General features: G+C 71.2%; 17 protein-coding genes and 1 pseudogene. 7 read left to right on the forward strand and 11 right to left on the reverse strand.

Annotated elements, in window-relative coordinates; all coding sequences use genetic code 11:
• The first annotated feature begins 19 nt into the window (after window positions 1–19).
• Window positions 20–829: an HAD family hydrolase gene (locus AC6CKD_RS00670; RefSeq protein WP_498324521.1), complete on the forward strand. Its 810-nt coding sequence runs from the start codon at window positions 20–22 to the stop codon at window positions 827–829.
• A gap of 24 nt (window positions 830–853) precedes the next feature.
• On the opposite strand, the gene AC6CKD_RS00675 is transcribed toward AC6CKD_RS00670, so the two are convergent.
• Window positions 854–1486 (reverse strand): SMI1/KNR4 family protein, encoded by a 633-nt coding sequence (locus tag AC6CKD_RS00675; RefSeq protein WP_498324522.1) that lies wholly within the window; start codon window positions 1484–1486, stop codon window positions 854–856.
• A gap of 131 nt (window positions 1487–1617) precedes the next feature.
• The gene (locus tag AC6CKD_RS00680) at window positions 1618–1914 is read right to left on the reverse strand and encodes a hypothetical protein (protein WP_498324523.1); all 297 of its coding nucleotides are present in this window, start codon (window positions 1912–1914) and stop codon (window positions 1618–1620) included.
• Window positions 1915–1984: 70 nt separating this feature from the next.
• Here AC6CKD_RS00680 and AC6CKD_RS00685 point away from each other — a divergent pair.
• Window positions 1985–2173: pseudogene (locus tag AC6CKD_RS00685) on the forward strand (DUF397 domain-containing protein); the annotation flags it as partial.
• 46 nt (window positions 2174–2219) lie between these two features.
• Here AC6CKD_RS00685 and AC6CKD_RS00690 read toward each other — a convergent pair.
• Together AC6CKD_RS00690 and AC6CKD_RS00695 are read right to left on the reverse strand one after the other, a co-directional pair.
• On the reverse strand, window positions 2220–4226 hold the full coding sequence (locus AC6CKD_RS00690) for a CocE/NonD family hydrolase (protein ID WP_498324524.1): 2007 nt from the start codon (window positions 4224–4226) through the stop codon (window positions 2220–2222).
• A 48-nt stretch (window positions 4227–4274) separates the two neighbouring features.
• Window positions 4275–5807 (reverse strand): peptide MFS transporter, encoded by a 1533-nt coding sequence (locus AC6CKD_RS00695; RefSeq protein ID WP_498324525.1) that lies wholly within the window; start codon window positions 5805–5807, stop codon window positions 4275–4277.
• A 201-nt stretch (window positions 5808–6008) separates the two neighbouring features.
• On the opposite strand from AC6CKD_RS00695, the gene AC6CKD_RS00700 reads away from it, so the two are divergent.
• The 4 genes from AC6CKD_RS00700 to AC6CKD_RS00715 all read left to right on the forward strand — a co-directional run bounded on the left by AC6CKD_RS00700 (window position 6009) and on the right by AC6CKD_RS00715 (window position 9220).
• The gene (locus AC6CKD_RS00700) at window positions 6009–7019 is read left to right on the forward strand and encodes a polyprenyl synthetase family protein (protein WP_498324526.1); all 1011 of its coding nucleotides are present in this window, start codon (window positions 6009–6011) and stop codon (window positions 7017–7019) included.
• 244 nt (window positions 7020–7263) lie between these two features.
• Complete coding sequence (locus tag AC6CKD_RS00705) at window positions 7264–8505, forward strand: LolA family protein (protein ID WP_498324527.1); 1242 nt, start codon at window positions 7264–7266, stop codon at window positions 8503–8505.
• A gap of 98 nt (window positions 8506–8603) precedes the next feature.
• Window positions 8604–8807 (forward strand): ribbon-helix-helix domain-containing protein, encoded by a 204-nt coding sequence (locus tag AC6CKD_RS00710; protein WP_239516343.1) that lies wholly within the window; start codon window positions 8604–8606, stop codon window positions 8805–8807.
• Complete coding sequence (locus AC6CKD_RS00715) at window positions 8804–9220, forward strand: hypothetical protein (RefSeq protein WP_498324528.1); 417 nt, start codon at window positions 8804–8806, stop codon at window positions 9218–9220. The genes AC6CKD_RS00710 and AC6CKD_RS00715 overlap by 4 nt, the downstream gene beginning before the upstream one ends.
• Here AC6CKD_RS00715 and AC6CKD_RS00720 read toward each other — a convergent pair.
• Together AC6CKD_RS00720 and AC6CKD_RS00725 are read right to left on the reverse strand one after the other, a co-directional pair.
• Window positions 9194–9346 (reverse strand): hypothetical protein, encoded by a 153-nt coding sequence (locus AC6CKD_RS00720; protein WP_498324529.1) that lies wholly within the window; start codon window positions 9344–9346, stop codon window positions 9194–9196. The two genes, AC6CKD_RS00715 and AC6CKD_RS00720, sit on opposite strands and share 27 nt — an antisense overlap.
• Window positions 9347–9501: 155 nt before the next feature.
• Window positions 9502–10818, reverse strand: a complete 1317-nt coding sequence (locus AC6CKD_RS00725) for a M28 family metallopeptidase (RefSeq protein WP_498324530.1) — start codon at window positions 10816–10818, stop codon at window positions 9502–9504.
• 192 nt (window positions 10819–11010) lie between these two features.
• Here AC6CKD_RS00725 and AC6CKD_RS00730 point away from each other — a divergent pair, with 192 nt between their 5' ends.
• Complete coding sequence (locus AC6CKD_RS00730; protein ID WP_498324531.1) at window positions 11011–11409, forward strand: DUF6193 family natural product biosynthesis protein; 399 nt, start codon at window positions 11011–11013, stop codon at window positions 11407–11409.
• 110 nt (window positions 11410–11519) lie between these two features.
• Here the strand turns inward: AC6CKD_RS00730 and rarD are convergent, their stop codons facing one another.
• The 5 genes from rarD to AC6CKD_RS00755 all read right to left on the reverse strand — a co-directional run bounded on the left by rarD (window position 11520) and on the right by AC6CKD_RS00755 (window position 18174).
• Entirely contained in the window at window positions 11520–12503 is a 984-nt protein-coding gene (gene rarD / locus AC6CKD_RS00735) for an EamA family transporter RarD (RefSeq protein WP_498324532.1), read from the reverse strand.
• Between the two features lie 194 nt (window positions 12504–12697).
• The gene (locus AC6CKD_RS00740; RefSeq protein ID WP_498324533.1) at window positions 12698–13765 is read right to left on the reverse strand and encodes a 2-oxoacid:ferredoxin oxidoreductase subunit beta; all 1068 of its coding nucleotides are present in this window, start codon (window positions 13763–13765) and stop codon (window positions 12698–12700) included.
• The gene (locus AC6CKD_RS00745) at window positions 13758–15752 is read right to left on the reverse strand and encodes a 2-oxoacid:acceptor oxidoreductase subunit alpha (protein ID WP_498324534.1); all 1995 of its coding nucleotides are present in this window, start codon (window positions 15750–15752) and stop codon (window positions 13758–13760) included. Before AC6CKD_RS00745 ends, AC6CKD_RS00740 begins: the two co-directional genes overlap by 8 nt.
• A 142-nt stretch (window positions 15753–15894) precedes the next feature.
• Window positions 15895–16554, reverse strand: a complete 660-nt coding sequence (locus tag AC6CKD_RS00750) for a response regulator transcription factor (protein WP_308313410.1) — start codon at window positions 16552–16554, stop codon at window positions 15895–15897.
• Window positions 16555–16869: 315 nt separating this feature from the next.
• Window positions 16870–18174, reverse strand: coding sequence for a sensor histidine kinase (locus tag AC6CKD_RS00755; RefSeq protein WP_498324535.1), 1305 nt, complete (start codon window positions 18172–18174; stop codon window positions 16870–16872).
• Window positions 18175–18912 lie beyond the last annotated feature (738 nt).

The following is an 18912-nucleotide window of genomic DNA, read 5'->3' on the forward strand; positions in this document are numbered from 1 at the left end:
GGTCCGTATCCTTGGACGCGTGACTTCCGCCCTCCCCTATGCACTCGTGGCCACCGACCTGGACGGGACTCTGCTGCGCGCCGGAGACACCGTCTCGGCCCGCTCCCACGCGGCCCTCGCCGCTGCCCGCGCGGCCGGCGCCCGGCACATCATCGTGACAGGCCGCCCCGTCCCGCAGGTCCGCCACGTCCTGGACGGCCTCGGCTACACGGGGCTCGCGGTGTGCGGGCAGGGAGCACAGGTCTACGACGCCGCCGCCGGGCGGATGCTGCACTCCGTGCCCCTGGACCGGGAGCTGGCCGAAGTCGCCCTCGGGAAGATCGAGGCGGAGGTCGGGGAGGTCTGGGCGGCGGTCAACCAGGAGGGCGTCGACGCGGAGATGCTGATGGGTCCGGGCTACCGGATGTGGCACCCGCACCTGCCGACGGTGCCGGTTGCACGGCGGTCCGATCTGTGGGCCGCGCCGATCAACAAGGTGCTCCTCCAGCATCCGCTGCTGTCGGACGACGAGCTGACGGAGATCGCCCGGGGCGTGGTCGGGGACCTGGTCAACGTCACGATGGCGGGGGAGCACACGGTCGAACTCCAGCCCCCGGGCATCGACAAGGCGAGCGGCCTGGCGGTGGCGGCGCAGCTCCTGGACGTGGCGGGGTCCTCGACGATCGCCTTCGGCGACATGCCGAACGACATCCCGATGTTCGCGTGGGCCGCGTACGGAGTCGCGATGGCGGGCGCCCACCGGGAGCTGCTGGCCGTCGCGGACGAGGTCACCCTCTCGAACGAGGAGGACGGCATCGCGGTGGTGCTGGAGCGGTTGTTCGCCGCTTAGCCGAGGCAGTACGTCGGGTCACGGTCACTCCTCGTCGCGGTAGTGCATGTACCAGTGGGCGTCGAAGTAGCGGGCCATCGTGAACGGACGGTGCGGGTCGAGGAGGATGCGGCAGACGAACTCCGCCGCCGAGCAGTCGAAGACGGCCACGTCGTCGTCGAAGGTCCGGATGGCGACGGACCAGCGGTCCGGGTCGGTGCTGTCGTCGGTCTGCCAGCAGTACAGGTTCTCGTGCTCGGTGCCCGCCCAGATGAGCAGGCCTTCCTCGCGGAGGTGGGTCCACGGCTCCTGATTCAGATCGAGGTATCCGTCGAAGGCGCCTTTCCCGAACGTCTCCACCATGCGCTTGTAGTCGCCGGGCAGGCGCGTGCCCACCTCTGCCTCGATCCGCGCCCAGTCGACGTCCGGCCGGCGCGGGGGCGAGGTCCAGACGGTGATGGCTGTCAGCCGCTCGACCCAGTCATGGTCCCGGCTGGTCCTGCCCGTGGCCGGCACCGGCGCCCGCCGCGGTACGGCCGCCAGCACCGGGCGGACGACGCCCTGCGCGTCCCGAGCGGTCCCGGCGCCGATCCACTGGCCTCCGTACGCCCATGCCCGAATCGTCTCGCCCCGGCCTTCGAGCACCGCGCGAAGAGCCGCGTCGCGGGACTCGTCCACGGTCGGATCCGTGAAGCGAGCAGGTGCGGATCGATGTCCGGCGGCAGGTGCAGAGACCCGCCCGGGGCGTCGGTCCGGTCCAGGAGGTCGTTGAGCATCGATTGCGTGAGGTCCATGACGGACAGGAAAGCTCAGGGGTCCGTGAACTGCCAGGTGTGGCCGCCCGGGTGGGACAGGTACTGCCCGCAGCCCTCGCCGGCGGCGGTCGCCGGGCAGTCGGGGAGGGTGAGGACGGCGTCACCGGGCCAGCGGGCCCATAGCGCGCTTCCCGGGGCCGGGCCCTCGTGGAGCACGTCCATGTGCGGCCCGGCGTGCCGTTCCAGGGAGCACCGCAGCTCCGGCCCGGCCCCGAGCACCTGGCGGAGTGCCGGCAGTCCTGCCGGCGCGTCCAGGTGTACGGCGGACAGCGAGCCGGATGCGCCGCACACCCCGGTCACGTGATCCCGCCCCGGGCCGCGGCGAACGCCAGGCAGCACGTCCAGACGACCGCCCCGACCGACCGAAACCCCCCGCTGGTTCACGTCCTCCTACAGTGGGAACGGCGGCGCGTGCGTCGAGGTCGCCACCAACCTCGTCGCCTCGCGCGGTGTTGTGCCCGTCCGGGACTCCAAGCGGGCCGACAGCCCGGTGCTGGACCTCTCCGCCGCCGCCTTCGCGGCTTTCGTCGACGGCGTCAAGGCCGTCTGACCGCCCGCCGCGGCCCCCGGGAGGTCTCCCGGGGCCCCGGAGGCGGCTAGACCGCCGCTCGCGGCAGGCGGCGCTCCCACGTGCGGTGGAACAGGACCTCGTCGCCCTCACGGCACACCACCTCGTTCGAGGTGAGGAAGCCGCCCTCGTCGCACGAGATTTCGGAGCGGGTCACCACCGAGACGTCCCAGCCCAGTTCCGGACGGTGCAGCCGTACGGTCCAGCTGGAGTGCGTGCGTGCGGAGAGCGGGTCCGCCTCCTGGATCTCGTAGACCTCCAGCGCGTCCTCGCTGAACTCCAGGCCGTCCGGGTAGACGCGGGTGCCGCCGTAGCGGGGGTCGACCTCCAGGCGCCATGTTCCGCGCGCGACGTCCCGTACGACCAGCCGTTCCGGGCGGGGGGCGTCCAGGGTCGCCGGGTACGAGACGCCCAGAGGTGCCGACTGCTCCGGAGCTTCGAAGAGGATCGTGTCCTCCTCGGCAGGGGCATCGCGGACCGGGAGTTCCACCGCGCTGCCCGCCGGGTCCAGGGTCCAGCCCGCCTCCGAGCCGGCCCGGGGCCAGATCCATGGCCAGTAGGCCGAGGAGAGGGCCAGGCGGATGCGGTGTCCGGGCGGGAAGGAGTGGCCGATGCCGTTGAGGTCGAAGGCCACGTCCTCGTACGAACCCACCGGCCACGGCGCCGCCTTGTCCCGGCCCTGCCGGGAGGAGAGGTTCAGTGCGCCCCGGGTGACCAGGGTGGAGGAGCCGTCGGGGGCCACGTCGCAGAGGCGGGCCACGACCTGGCCGTACGGGACGTCCATGCGCAGGCGGAGCCTGACGACCGGGCGGCCCAGGATCTCCACCGGGCCGGAGCCGTCCCCGACGGGGAACTCGAAGCAGGCCGACTTCGCGTCCTCCTCGCGCTGGTCGGGCGGCAGGTCGGCGTCGTTGCCGAAGGGGAAGAAGCGGCCCGCGTCCAGGCCCGTGTGCTGGGGGGAGCGGACGACGACCGGCGCGCCCTGGAGGGCGTACGTCACCGGGTCGACGTTCGGAGAGGGCCAGGACGGGTCGCCGACCCAGCGGCCCGGCAGGGTCGGGTAGGTGGTCGCGGGCGGGTGGGATTCGGAGATCCAGGAGCGGAGGAGGGGTTCGGACATGACGCCGGTGTCCTTGCCCTTGAGCCAGTGGTCCCACCAGCGCAGGGTCTCCTGGAGGAAGCCGATGGCGGGGCCCGGGGGCAGCCCCCGGTCGGGGTACTGGTGTGACCAGGGGCCGATCAGGCCCCGGACCCGGTCGGCGGGCAGGGCCGAGACCAGGCGGAGCACCGTGTCGCGGTACGGGTCGTGCCATCCGCCGACGGCCAGGACGGCCGCGCCGATCGCGCCGTAGTCCTCGCAGACGGAGCCGTGGCGCCAGTACGCGTCGCGGGTCTGGTGGGAGAGCCAGGTGTGGAGGAGGGGTTCCACCGCGCCGAGGCGTGACAGCCACTGGTCGCGCCAGGCCTCGCCCGCGTAGAGCGGGTCGGGCGGGCGGGAGGCGAAGGCGAGCATGGTCGCCGCCCACGCGTGCATGTCGACGGCGAGGAGGGAGCCGCCCATGTAGTGCACGTCGTTGTCGAAGCGGTCGTCCGTGGAGCAGACGGTCACGATCGCCTTGAGGGGCTCGGGGGCGAGTGCCGCGATCTGCAGGCTGTTGAAGCCGCCCCAGGAGATGCCGAACATGCCGACCGACCCCGTGCACCAGGGCTGGGCCGCCAGCCACTCGACGACCGCTACGCCGTCGGCGAGTTCCTGGGCGTCGTACTCGTCGCCCGGGTCGCCGCCGCTGTTGCCGTGGCCGCGCACGTCGACGCGTACGGAGGCGTAGCCGTGGCCCGCGTACCAGGGGTGGCGCTGCCAGTCGCGCGGGGCGGTCCAGTCGGTGAGGCGGTACGGGAGGTACTCCAGCAGCGCCGGGACGGGCTCGTCGGTGACCGGGCGCCAGATGCGGGCGTACAGCCGGGTGCCGTCCCGGAGGGGGATCCGGACGTCCTCGTGGGTGGTCCCGTAGGGGAAATCGGTACGGATGATCATCGGAGCTCTCTCGCCCATCTCCTCGGGAGGGTCGGTGGACAACCGGCGTCAGTGGACCGGGTGCATCGTGCGCTTGAGCCACGGTGCGAGGGCGATCACGGCCAGTCCCACCGCCACGGCGAGGGCGCCGTTGACGCCGAAGTAGGCCGGGTTGGAGACCTGGCCGTAGAGCTTGACGACTTGGGCCTGGATGCCGTTGGCCAGGGCCAGGGAGAGGAACCACAGGGCCATGGTCTGGCTGGCGAAGGCCTTCGGGGCGAGCTTCGTGGTGGCCGACATGCCGGAGGTTTCGAGGAGGACGTCGCCGAGGCCGAGCAGCAGGTAGGAGCCGATGATCCACCAGGCGGCCATCTTGTACGCGTCGCCGCTGTGCCCCGAGGTCGGGATGACCATCAGGAGGAAGGACAGGCCGCCCAGGATCACGCCGATGGCGATCTTGTTGGAGGCGTGCGGCTGCTTGTGGCCCATCCGGACCCACAGCGCGGCGACGACCGGGGCCAGGAGCACCTCGAACGCGCCGAGCGCGGAGGCGTACCAGCCGGCCGGGAAGGTGAAGCCGAGGATCTCGGTGCGGGCGTTCGTCGACGCGAGCAGCATCATCGTCGAGTAGGCCTGGAAGAGGATGAAGTTGAAGGCCACCGAGGCGAGGAAGAGCACGACGTACGGGCGCAGGCGGCCCCGTTCGGCGGGCGTCACCCGGTCGCTGCGGAACATGACCGCGAAGTACACGACCGGTGCGATCACCGAGGTGAGGGTGAGCAGGTCGACGAACCGGTCCATCGTCAGCCAGCCCAGTAGGGCCAGAAGGGTGGCGAGTGCGGCGAAGAGCAGGATCCCGCCGATGATCTTCGTCACCGCGGAGCGCATCGCGTCCGGTGCCAGCGCGGCCGGATCGTTGAGAGGCGTGGCCGAGTGCTTGCGCCCCGCCAGGTGGCGGCGGCCGGCCACGTACTGGATCAGGCCCGCGGTCATGCCGATCGCGGCGGCGGAGAAGCCCCAGTGCCAGCCCTGGTGCTCGCCGAGCCAGGCGGTGATCAGGGGGCCGGCGAAGGCGCCGATGTTGATGCCCATGTAGTAGAGGGCGAAGCCGGCGTCGCGCCGGTCGTCGTCCGTCGTGTACAGCTTGCCGACCATGCTGGCCACGTTGGGCTTCAGCAGGCCGGTCCCGGCGCTGATCAGGCCGAGGCCCACCCAGGTCATGGCGGCGGTCGGCACGGCCATCGCGTAGTGGCCGCAGGCGATCAGGATGCCGCCCCAGAGCACGGCGCGGTACGAACCGAGGATCCGGTCGGCGAGCCACCCGCCGGCGACGGAGACGAGGTAGACCATGGTCCCGTAGGCCGCGGAGACGGAGGCCGCGGTGCCCGGGTTCATCCCCAGGCCGCCGTTGGCCACCGTGTCCGCGAAGTAGAGGACGAGGATGGCCTGCATGCCCAGGAACGAGAAGCGCTCCCAGACCTCCAGCCCGGAGAGCGTGGCCAGGCCCCTGGGGTGCCCGAGGAAGGCGTGGTCGTCGCCGGGTGGCGGCTGGTCGGCCTCCGGTTCCGGCGGCTCGTCTATATCGGTAGCAGTTCTGGACAAAACGCATTCTCCGGTTGTTTCGGCTGCTCTAGAACATACCGGGGCGGATGGGGCACCGCCCGACCGGTGCGCGACCCGTGCCCGGACAGGCGCCCTGGGTGATCGAAAACAGACCGGATACGCTGGCTTGAGTGATGGCAGCGACACATCGACAATCCGTGTGATCGTCAAGGTGATCGTCAGCAGACAGGAGTACCCCTCGTGACCGTCGTCGGGCCGTTCGGACTGAGCGTGCGGGACCAGGCTCTTGAGACCGATGTCCAGACCGGACTGGCCGCCGTCGAGGCGGGTCTGCTGGAAGCCACCAAGAGCGAAGTCCCCTTCATCACCGAGGCCGCACAGCACCTGGTCCGCGCCGGCGGCAAGCGGTTCCGGCCGCTGCTGGTGATGCTCGCGTCCCGGTTCGGCGATCCCTACGCGCCCGGGATCGTCCCCTCCGCCGTGGTCGTGGAGCTCACGCACCTGGCGACGCTCTACCACGACGACGTCATGGACGAGGCGGACGTGCGCCGCGGCGTGGAGAGCTCCAACGCCCGCTGGGGCAACTCCGTGGCCGTCCTGACGGGTGACTTCCTGTTCGCCCGCGCCTCGCACATCCTGGCGGACCTCGGCCCCGAGGCCGTACGGGTCCAGGCCGAGGCGTTCGAGCGGCTGGTGACGGGCCAGATCCTGGAAACGGCCGGCCCGCGCGACGGCCGCGACCCGGTCGAGCACTACCTCGACGTCATCGCCGGCAAGACCGGCTCGCTGATCGCGGTCTCCGGCCGCTTCGGCGCGATGATGTCCGGCGCCGACGAGTCGGTCGTCGACATCCTCACCCAGTACGGCGAGCGGCTCGGCACCGCCTTCCAGCTCGCCGACGACGTCCTCGACATCGCCTCCGACTCGCACGAGTCCGGCAAGACCCCCGGCACCGACCTGCGCGAGGGCATCCCGACGCTCCCCGTCCTGCGGCTGCGGGAGATGGCGGCGCAGGGCGGCGACCCCGACGACCTGGCCCTCGTACGGCTCCTGGACGGCGACCTGACGGACGACGCCCGGCACGCCGAGGTGCTCGCCCGGCTGCGGGTCCACCCGGCCCTGGAGCGGGCCCGCAGGGACACCGTGCGGTACGCGGAGGAGGCGCGGGCCACGCTGGCCCCGCTGCCGGAGTGCTTCGCGAAGTCCGCGCTGGTGGAGCTCTGCGACGCCGTGGTCCACCGCGCCGGCTGACCGGGGGCCGCACACGCCGAAGACACGGGCACGGGCCCGGCAACCCCTACGGGTGGGGGAGGCCGGGCCCCCGTCATGTCATCCCTGGGGCGTACGCACAGTTGGCTCCGGGGGCTGACGCCCCGACCCCCTCTTCTTTGGTCAGATAGAGGCACATCCCCACCAGATCGGGTGAGAGTGGCGGCGCGGGGTGGACGTGGACGGGTAGGTCGCCGCCGTACACACAGAGGTAGGGCAGACAGACATGGCAACGAACGCAAAGACCCGCAAGGCCGCCCGGTACGCCGTACCGGTCGCCGTGTTCGGTGTGGTCGCCGGCACGATCGCGATGGTTCCGGCCTTCGCGAACGCCGGTGGACCGGACCTTCCGAAGGTGACGGCCCAGCAGCTCATCGAGAAGATCGCGGCCTCGGACGTGCAGCAGCTGTCCGGCAGCGCCAAGATCAGCACGGACCTGGGACTGCCGAGCCTGCCGGCCGGCCTGCTGGGCGGCGGCGGCGTGACCGGCGGCTCCGCGGACCCGCAGGAGAAGCTCGCCCAGCTGGTGAGCGGCACCCACACCTTCCGCGTGGCCGCCGACGGCCCGGACCGCCAGAAGCTCACCTTCGTCGACGGCAAGGACGAGTACAGCCTCGTCCACAACGGCGACGACGTCTGGGGATACGACTCCAAGTCGAAGGAGGTCTTCCACGAGAAGGCACCCACCGACAAGGGCGACAAGGGTGACGAGGGCGGCAAGGGCTCCGAGCGCAAGACCGGCGAGGGCCTCCCGGGCACCCCGCAGGAGATCGCCCAGGAAGTGCTGAAGGCCGCCGGACCGACCACCGACGTCAGCGTCGGCGACACGGCCCAGGTGGCCGGGCGCGACGCCTACCAGCTGCTCCTGAAGCCGAAGGGGACCGGTTCGACGGTCGCCTCGGTGAAGATCGCGGTGGACGCGAAGAACGGCGTGCCGCTGCGCGTGCAGCTGCTCTCCACCGACGGCGGCAAGCCGATCGTGGACGCCGGCTTCACCAAGGTGGACTTCTCCAAGCCCGCCGCCGACACCTTCGTCTTCACCCCGCCCAAGGACGCGAAGGTGACCGAGGGCGCGGACGGCGAGCACGGCAAGGGTGGCAAGGACGGCGCGGACAAGGGCCTGGACGCGCTGGGGGCCTTCCCCGGCCTGGACGGTCTGACCGGCGGCGACGCGGGCGCCAAGGGAGAGCCGAAGGTGCTCGGCCAGGGCTGGACCTCGATCGCCCGGATCGAGACCGGCGCGGCCAACACCCTCAAGGGCCTGGACGACGCGGCGAAGGACGAGAAGGCGCCCAAGGGGGCCTCGCAGTTCCTCGACGCGCTCGGGGAGAAGGTCTCCGGGAAGTTCGGCGAGGGCCGCGTCCTGAAGACCCGCGTGGTCAACGCGCTGATCACGGACGACGGCAAGGTCTACGTCGGCGCGGTCACCAAGGACGAGCTGGTGAAGGCGGCCGACGCCAACAAGTAGGCGCGTCCGGCACCCGAGGGTGGGCGGGGACTGTGTCCCTGCCCACCCTTGTGCCGTTCCGGCCCTGTGTACAGCGGCCCCGCTGTACCGTGAAAAGCATGTCGAGACACGTCACCATCCGCCTGGAAGAAGAGTTCCACGAACGCCTGAAGGCGCGTGCGGCGGCCCTGGGCACGACGGTCACCGCGCTGATCACCGAAGTCACGGAACGCGAGCTCGACGAGGACCGGAAGAACTTCCTGTCCGGGATCGAGGAGTTCGCCGACCACTGGGGCTACTTCCAGGAGCGGTTCGGGCATTGAAGATCACCATGGAGTGGGCCTGGACCGCTCTGGCCCACCATCTCCCGTCCGATCCCGCCGTGTGGGATCCCTCCGGAGTGGCCGCCGCCGTGGCCCGGCACCAGAACGACCTCGTCCTGGTCCCCGAACAGCCCGCCCCGGACACCGCGTGGCGGGCCGCCGCGTTTCTGCACACCCTCGCCGTGTGCCCGGCGCTGGAATCCCCGATGAACGAGTTCTACGCGGCCGCCGCGACCCGCTCGTACCTCCGGGTCGCCGGGGCCAAGCAGTTGCCGTCGCCGGAGGAACTCGGCGATCTGGTGGAGGCCGCGAAGCTGGGCCACGCCGATGTCGAGGCGGTCGCGGAGGAACTCCGGGCCCGGATCCAGGAGCCGCTGTCGGCCTCGCTACCGGGCCTCGCGCAGGACACGTAGGACGCGCAGCACCATCGGGGCCTCGTCCGGGTGCAGCCGCAGCTCCGTGGCCCCGTCGGCGGAGCGGAACGCGACGCTGAGCTCGTCGGCGGAGACGGCCTCCAGGGGCGGGAAGTCCGCCGGCACTGCCCCGGCGGCGGCCGGTCGGGGTTGACGGCCGCGAAGGCCTGGGCGATCAGGCTGAACAGTACGGCGAGGAGCTCCGGCATGATCCGATCAGATCACACCGGAGCCCCAAAGGACTAGACCACTTGGCCACTTGTGGCCAGGTCCCTGGAAGCCTAGAAGGTGATCTTCCAGCTGTTGATGTAGCCGACGTCCTGCGCGGCCACGTCCTTGACCTGGAGCTTCCAGACTCCGTTGGCGACCTCGGAGGAGGCGTTGACCGTGACGGACTTGACGATGTTGTCCGCGCTGCCGCCGGTGCGGTTGTGCAGGTTGTACAGGGTGCCGTCGGGGGCGACCAGGTCGACCACCAGGTCACCGCTGTAGGTGTGGACGATGTTCACGTCGACCTTGGTGGTGGCCGGCGCGTTGCCCGTGACGCCCGAGACCGTGATCGGCGAGTTCACCGCGGCGGCCGGGGAGTCCGGGATGGAGACGTCCGCCGTGTTCTCGAAGGACGGGCCCGGCGGGACCGGGACGGCGAACCCGAGGTTCCAGATCGCGTAGGCGATGGCGTCGGAGTTGCGGTCCAGGGCGGTGTCGTTGATGTTCGACGTGTTGTCGCACGAGGAGTGGTAGCAGCGGTCGAAGGCCTGACCGGAGGTGCCGCCCCACTTCTGCGCCTGCGCCGCCGTCTTGGTGTTGCTGGCGCCGGTGAACAGGCCGCCGACGGGGATGCCGACGTTCTTGAAGGACGCGTGGTCGGAGCGGCCGTCGCCCTCGGTCTCGATCTCGGTCGGGACGCCGAGGCCCGCGTAGTAGTTCTTGAAGGTCTGCTCGATCGTCGGGTCGTCGTCGTAGACGAAGTAGCCCGGGTTCGGCGAGCCGATCATGTCGAAGTTCAGGTAGCCGGAGAACTTCGCCCGCTCGGTGGTCGGCAGGTTGTTGACGTAGTACTTCGACCCGACCAGGCCCAGCTCCTCCGCGCCCCACCAGCCGAAGCGCAGGTGCTTCGTGGGCGTGAGGCCGGCCCGGGAGACGGCGAGCGCGGTCTCCAGGACGGCGGCACTGCCGGAGCCGTTGTCGTTGATGCCCGCGCCGGAGGACACCGAGTCGAGGTGGGCGCCGGACATCAGGACCGAGTTGGGGTCGCCGCCCGGCCAGTCGGCGATCAGGTTGTAGCCGGTGGCACCGCTGGTGGTGAAGGTCTGCAGGGTGGTCGTGAAACCGGCCGCGTCCAGCTTGGCCTTCACGTAGTCGATCGAGGCCTTGTAACCGGCCCTGCCGTGGGCGCGGTTGCCGCCGTTGGCGGTGGCTATCGACTGCAACTGCGTCAGGTGCGCTTTGACGTTGGCGAGCGGGATGTCGGGCGGCGTGGGCGCGGCGGCGACCGAGGTCGGCGAAGCGAGCGCGGCGGGGGCGGTGGCGGCGAACAGGCCGGCGACCGCGAGGGCGGTCACGGTGGCGAGGCGCCGGGAGACGGACAGGCTCATGTGGGGGCTCCGGGATTCCGTACTGGGGACGTGTGCGGAAACGTGCGGGGAAGAACAGGTGAGCGACGTGCGTCAGTGCGAGCCTGATGTTCAGCGAGAGCATGACAGTCCGTCAAGACCTCAATCCGGTCAGACCCGTTCGGAAAGCGGACGGAGCCGCCCGCAGGGCCGGTACAAGAGCACACTGGGGGGATGAATGTGAACGAAGAGACCCGTGCGGCGGTCGTCGAGACGCAGTGGATCGACAGGCGGCGGACATGGGCGGACGGTCTGGAGCGCCTCGGGCCCCAGGTCTGGCGCCTCGGCACCATCGCGGTGCTGGAGGCGGCCCACGCGCACCCGCTCCTGCGGCAGCTGTACCCGTACACGAGCCATTGCCACGTGCATTTCAGCAGCACGACCCGCTTCCCCTACGAGGTGGCGGTCCCCTTCGTGATCCCGCTGCCCGACGGGCGGTTCCGCGTCGTGCGGCGCGATCCCTTCGGCGAGGTCGGCGAGGTCGCCACGGCCGGGGAGGCCGTGGCCCTGGTGGCCGCGCACGCACCGCCCGGCCTCCGGCTCGCCACGACGGGGCTGCCGATGGACGGGTAGGCCGGACGGAGGGGGTGCGGCGCAGGGGGTGTGCGGCCGGGAGTGTGCGGCGGGGGCGGACATGCGGACGGGCGCGTCCGAAGACGCGCCCGTCGATGCTCCGAGCGGTGTTACGCGGTCTCGCGCGCCGGGGTCGGGAGGGGGCCGGCGAGGGTGCTCGGGAGGGGTGTCGACAGGGGTGTCGACAAGGCCTCCAGGCGCAGGGCCCGGGAGCGGCGGGCGGTGCGCAGGGCGTCCCAGGTGAGGATCGACAGGGCCGCCCAGACCAGCGAGAAGCCGGCCCAGCGGGCGGGCGGCATGGCCTCGTGGAAGTACAGGACGCCGAGGCCGAACTGGAAGACCGGGGCCATGTACTGGAGGAGTCCGAGGGTGGACAGCGGGACCCGGATCGCGGCCGCGCCGAAGCAGATCAGCGGGATGGCGGTGACCAGTCCGGCCGAGGCCAGCAGGGCGGCGTGCCCCGGTCCCTGGGCGGTGAAGGTGGACTCGCCCCGGGAGCCGAGCCACAGCAGGTAGCCGAGGGCCGGCAGGAACATGATCACGGTCTCGGCGGTCAGCGATTCCAGGCCGCCCATGCCGAGCTGCTTCTTGATCAGCCCGTACAGGGCGAAGGAGAAGGCCAGGGTCAGTGAGATCCACGGCGGCCGCCCGTACCCGACGGCCAGGACCAGGACGGCCGAGACGGCGATGCCGACCGCCGCCCACTGGGTGCGGCGCAGCCGTTCGCCGAGGACCAGCACGCCGAGCGCGATGGTGACCAGCGGATTGATGAAGTAGCCGAGGCTCGCCTCGACGACCGCGCCGTTGTTGACGGACCAGATGTACACGCCCCAGTTCAGGGTGATTATGGCGGCGGCCACCCCCGTGAGGGCGAGCTTGCGCGGCTGGCGCAGCAGCTCCGCGATCCATCCCCAGCGCCGCAGGGCCAGCAGCGCCAGCCCGACCACGGCCAGCGACCACACCATGCGGTGGGCGAGGATCTCGACTGCTCCGGCGGGCTGGAGGAGCGGCCAGAAGAGGGGCACGATCCCCCACATCCCGTACGAGGCGAAGCCGTAGAGCAACCCCGTGCGCTGGTCGTTCTGTGCCTTCACGGGACCTCCAGAGCTACTTCAAGCCAACCTGACGACGGTAGCGCCGCGCGCCCCGAAAGTCATTAGCGTTCGACGAGATGCTCATGACACGAGGACGCGACGAAGCCCGGACCCGCTGTGCGGGGTCCGGGCTTCGTGGGGTGGAGCGGCGCAGCTGTGGAGCTGTGGAGCTGTGGGGCCGTGGGCCGGACGGCTCAGCCGACGACGGTCCAGGTGTCGTTGCCGCTCAGCAGCGCGCCCAGGTCGCCCTTGCCGCTGCGGTCCACGGCCGTTTCCAGCTGCTCGGCCATGAGCGTGTCGTAGACGGGCCGCCGCACGTTGCGGAACACCCCGATGGGCGTCTGGTGCAGCGTGTCGGGGTCGGCCAGCCGGGACAGCGCGAACGCGTTGGTCGGGGAGGCCGAGGAGGCGTCGTGGACCAGGATCCGGGACTCGTTCTCCGGGGTGACGGTCACGACCTCCAGGTCGCCGGTGGCCGCGTTGCGCACGACGCCCTTGGCGTTGTCCGCGCCGAAGCGGATCGGCTGCCCCTGCTCCAGCCGGATCACGGCCTCCTGGGCCTGCTCGTGGTCCTTGAGGACCTCGAAGGCGCCGTCGTTGAAGATGTTGCAGTTCTGGTAGATCTCCACCAGCGCCGTGCCCTCGTGGTCGGCCGCCGCGCGCAGCACCTCGGTGAGGTGCTTGCGGTCGGAGTCGACCGTACGGGCCACGAAGGAGGCCTCCGCGCCGATCGCGAGCGAGACCGGGTTGAAGGGCGCGTCCAGCGAGCCCATCGGGGTCGACTTGGTGATCTTGCCGACCTCGGAGGTGGGGGAGTACTGCCCCTTGGTCAGGCCGTAGATCCGGTTGTTGAACAGCAGGATCTTGAGGTTGACGTTCCGCCGCAGGGCGTGGATCAGGTGGTTTCCGCCGATGGAGAGCGCGTCCCCGTCACCGGTGACGACCCAGACCGACAGGTCGCGGCGCGAGGTGGCCAGCCCCGTGGCGATGGCCGGGGCGCGGCCGTGGATCGAGTGCATCCCGTAGGTGTCCATGTAGTACGGGAAGCGCGACGAGCAGCCGATGCCCGAGACGAAGACGATGTTCTCCTTCGCCAGGCCCAGCTCCGGCATGAAGCCCTGGACGGCAGCGAGCACCGCGTAGTCGCCGCAGCCGGGGCACCAGCGGACCTCCTGGTCCGACTTGAAGTCCTTCATCGACTGCTTGGCGGCCGCCTTGGGCACCAGTGAGAGCAGGGTCGGGCTGGCGGTCACCTCAGTCATTGACGGCCTCCTTGAGACGGTTGGCGAGCTGCTCGGCCTTGAACGGCATGCCGTTCACCTGGTTGTACGACGCCGCGTCGACCAGGTACTTCGCCCTCAGGAGGGTCGCGAGCTGCCCGAGGTTCATCTCCGGCACCACTACCTTGTCGTAACGCTTCAGGACCTCACCCAGATTCCTCGGGAAGGGGTTGAGGTGGCGCAGGTGGGCCTGCGCGATGGGGATCCCGGCGACCCGCAGCCGGCGCACGGCGGCCGTGATCGGCCCGTACGTCGAGCCCCAGCCGATCACCAGGGTCCGCGCGCCGTCCGGGTCGTCGACCTCCAGGTCGGGAACCCGGATGCCGTCGATCTTGGCCTGGCGGGTGCGCACCATGAGCTCGTGGTTGGCCGGGTCGTACGAGATGTTGCCCGTGCCGTCCTGCTTCTCGATGCCGCCGATCCGGTGCTCCAGCCCCGGGGTGCCCGGAACCGCCCACGGGCGGGCCAGGGTCTGGGGATCGCGCTTGTACGGCCAGAAGACCTCGGTGCCGTCCGCGAGCTCGTGGTTGGGGCCGGAGGCGAACTGGACCTTCAGGTCCGGCAGGTCCGCCACGTCCGGGATCCGCCAGGGCTCGGAGCCGTTGGCCAGGTACCCGTCGGAGAGGAGGAAGACCGGGGTCCGGTAGGTCAGCGCGATCCGGGCCGCGTCCAGCGCGGCGTCGAAGCAGTCCGCCGGGGTGCGCGGGGCCACGATCGGCACCGGCGCCTCGCCGTTGCGCCCGTACATGGCCTGGAGCAGGTCGGCCTGCTCCGTCTTGGTCGGCAGACCCGTGGAGGGGCCGCCGCGCTGGATGTCCACGATCAGCAGCGGCAGCTCCAGGGAGACCGCGAGGCCGATCGTCTCGGACTTCAGGGCCACGCCCGGGCCGGAGGTGGTGGTCACGGCGAGCGCGCCGCCGAAGGCCGCGCCCAGCGCCGCGCCGATGCCGGCGATCTCGTCCTCGGCCTGGAAGGTGCGTACGCCGAAGTTCTTGTGCCGGCTCAGCTCGTGCAGGATGTCCGAGGCCGGGGTGATCGGGTACGAGCCCAGGTAGAGCGGCAGATCGGCCTGCTGGCCCGCCGCGATCAGCCCGTAGGACAGGGCGAGGTTCCCGGAGATGTTGCGGTAGGTGCCGGTCGGGAAGGCGCGGGTGGCCGGGGCCACCTCGTAGGAGACGGCGAAGTCCTCGGTGGTCTCGCCGAAGTTCCAGCCCGCCCGGAAGGCGGTGACGTTCGCCTCCGCGATCTGCGGCTTCCTCGCGAACTTCTGCCGCAGGAAGGTCTCGGTGCCCTCGGTGGGCCGGTGGTACATCCAGGACAGCAGCCCGAGCGCGAACATGTTCTTGCTGCGCTCGGCCTCCTTGCGGGAGAGCCCGAAATCCTTCAGTGCCTCGACCGTGAGGGTGGTCAGCGGCACCGGGTGGACGTTGTAGGCGTCCAGCGAGCCGTCTTCCAGCGGGGAGGTCTCGTAGCCGACCTTCGCCATCGGGCGCTTGGTGAACTCGTCGGTGTTGACGATGATCTCCGCGCCGCGCGGCACGTCGGCGATGTTCGCCTTCAGGGCCGCCGGGTTCATCGCCACCAGCACGTTCGGGGCGTCGCCCGGCGTCAGGATGTCGTGGTCGGCGAAGTGCAGCTGGAAGGACGACACGCCGGGGAGGGTGCCGGCGGGCGCCCTGATCTCGGCCGGGAAGTTCGGCAGCGTCGAGAGGTCGTTGCCGAAGGAGGCGGTTTCCGAGGTGAACCGGTCACCGGTGAGCTGCATGCCGTCACCGGAGTCACCCGCGAAGCGGATGATCACCCGATCGAGTTGGCGCACTTCCTTGGTCACCGCGTCCGCGGCGTCTCCACCGCGGCCCGGGCGGCCCGCGGGTTCACCGTTCGGGCCCGGAGACGTCCGCTGCTCGCCGACGACCGCGCCGTCGGCCCCGTCGGACTGTTCGGCTGGGCTACTGACCTGGCTGGTCACTGAACTGGACCTCCTTCGAGGCGTGAGCACTGGCCCAAGTTCCACCCTACGTCCGTAGGGATTCCTCCCGGGTGCTCATTTTTTGGACCGCCCCTTCGGCGGTCTGTCCGAATCCGGCCTTACCTGACAGCGTGTCAGTTGATCAAGATCTTAGGTAAGTGAGAACCGCCAGCACGCGCCGGTGATCCCCGTCACTGGGCGACAGGCCCAGCTTCATGAAGATGTTGCTGACGTGCTTCTCCACCGCGCCGTCGCTCACCACCAGCTGCTTGGCCACCGCGGAATTGGTCCGCCCCTCGGCCATCAGCCCGAGCACCTCGCGCTCGCGCGGGGTCAGCCCCGCCAGTACGTCCTGCTTCCGGCTGCGGCCGAGGAGCTGCGCCACCACCTCCGGGTCCAGGGCGGTACCGCCCCGGGCCACGCGGACGACGGCGTCGAGGAACTCCCGCACGTCGGCCACCCGGTCCTTCAGCAGGTACCCCACTCCGGTACTGGAGCCGGCCAGCAGCTCGGTGGCGTACTGCTCCTCCACGTACTGGGACAGCACGAGCACGCCTATGCCGGGGTGGTCGCGCCGCAGCCGTACGGCTGCCCGCACCCCCTCGTCGGTGTGTGTCGGCGGCATCCGCACATCGGCCACCACCACGTCCGGCAGCGCGTTCTCGGCCGCCAGCTCCGCCACCGTCTTGATCAGGGCTTCCGCGTCCCCGACGCCTGCGACGACGTCATGCCCCCGGTCGGTCAGCAACCGGGTCAGGCCCTCACGCAGCAGCACTGAATCCTCGGCGATGACCACCCGCACCCTGTCTTCCACGACTTTGCCGCTCCCGCGTCCGCTCATGCCCCGTGTTCCTGACTCGGCCAAGCATCCCAGTCTTGAGTCCGGATATGGCCGGAGCGCGATCAACGCGTACCGTCGGACCGGCTGTTTTCAGCCCCGGAAGCCCCCCGAGCACCCCACCCCGCAAAAGTCGGGGCTTTGGCCCCCGCCCCCGGCGGGCCGAACGACACCCCGTGGGCCGGCCGCGAGCGACACGCGACCGCGCGCGGACACCCCCCGTGGGGCATCCGCGCGGTGGACCGACTCAGGGCGTGACGTCGGGGGGAGGCAGGGTCCTCAGACGGCCCGCCAGGGCAGCTCGGCGGTGACGGTCGTCCCGCCGCCGGCGGGGGAGTGCACGACCAGCACCCCGTCCACGGCGTCCAGCCGCTCGGCCAGCCCCGCCAGCCCCGAACCGGACAGGGTGCCGGCTCCGCCCACCCCGTCGTCGGCGACCTGGATCAGCAGCCGGTCGCCGGACTTCCACACGTCGACCCCGGCCGTACGGGCCTGCGCGTGCTTGCTCACGTTCTGCAGCAGCTCCGACACGGTGAAGTACGCGATCCCCTCGATCGCCGCCGCCGGCCGCGAGGGCAGATCCACGGCCACCCGTACCGGCACCGCGCACCGCGAGGCCACCGAGGACAGGGCCGCGTCCAGCCCCCGGTCGGTCAGCACCGCGGGGTGGATCCCCCGGGCCAGGTCGCGCAGCTCCTGGAGGGCGATCTTCACCTCTCCGTGGGCATCGTCGACCATGCGGGCGGCGGCCCGCGGGTCCTCCGCGAGCTTCTCCTTCGCCAGCCCCAGATCCATCGCCAGCGCCACCAGCCGGGCCTGCGCCCCGTCGTGCAGATCGCGCTCGATGCGCCGCAGATCGGCCGCGGCGGTGTCGACCATGACACCCCGGTCGGACTCCAGCTCGCTGACCCGGTGCGCGAGCCGCGACGGCCCGAGCAGCCCGGAGACGAGCACCCGGTCCACGGTGGCCAGGGCGCGGACCACCCAGGGGGTGGCGAGGGTGAGGGCGAGCCCGGTCGCGCAGGTCACCGCGATCCGCAGGGGGGAGTCGAGGTAGAAGGCGTAGTCGTCGTTCTGGAAGAGCTGCAGTCCCGGCTGATCGGTGAACGCCGGGAAGACCCAGAACCAGAGCGGGTACAGCAGCATGGCCCACCCGTAGGCCCAGAACGTCAGGGCCACGCAGAAGGCGAACACCGCCCACGGGAAGTGGATCACGGAGTACAGCACGTGCCGCCAGGCGCTGCCGCTCTTGAGCAGCGCCCCCATCCGGGCGATCGCCCCGTCCTTCTCCGCCCGGATCGGCGCGGGCTCGGCGATGTCGTGGCCGAGCATCCCGCGCACCCGGGCCCGCTCCACGCGCCCGAACCCGCGGCACATGGCCAGTACGCCCGCCAGCACCGGGACTCCGAGGAAGGTGACGAGCAGTCCGGCGCCGAGGCTGACGCCGGTGACGGCGAGCGAGAAGTACAGCGTGCTGAGCGGCAGCCCGAGCATCAGGTACCCGAACTCCCGCCAGGTCCGCCCCTCGAAGGGAGCGCGCACCATCCTGCCGATACCACTGCCGCCGTGTGCGCCGCTGTCCATGTCGCCGACCCGCCCTTCATCCACTGTGTCCCCCCACCCTCCCGCCGCCCCCCCACCCCCAACCATCCGGCAGGTCGGCGTCTCCCCCGGGGGGATAACCCCACCCCGCTCCAGGGGGGGAGGGGGGCGGGGCCGGGGGACGGGCAGGGTCGGGGGTCAGGGGTCAGCGGCCGAAGGCCGAGGGTCGGGTTCGGGGCCGAGGCCGGGCCCGGGGCCCGCCCCGGGTGTCGCCCCGGGTGTCATCAGAGCCGCTGAGCGGAGGCCGAGTCGAGTCCCCTACCCGCCCTTCGCCCGTTCCCTGGGCTCCGCCCAGACCCGCGCCTCAAACGCCGACGGGGCTGGATCGTCCTGCATGCTGATCCAACCCCGACGGCCCGCGTGCGCAGAGGGGCGGCAGCCGAATTCCAGGTCCCGTACGTCCCGCACGTGCAGCTCCGCGCAGCCAAATACCCAGCAGCCCCGTGCTCCCCCATGTGCTGAGGGGCGCAGCCACATCCCAGCCCGTGCGTCCTGCACCTCCAGCGCGACGCAGCCACATCCCAGCCCGTGCGACCTGCACCTCCAGCGCGACGCAGCCGCAACTCAGCCCCTACGTCCGCACGCGCAGAGCGGCGCAGCCACATCCCAGCCCGTGCGTCCCGCACGCGCAGAGGGGCCGCAGCGACATTCCAGCCCCGCCGGCGTTTGAGGCGCGGGGGTCCGGGGGCTGGTCCCCGGGAACGGTGTCGCACCCGCACG

It is taken from the genome of Streptomyces sp. GQ60 (assembly GCF_059758875.1).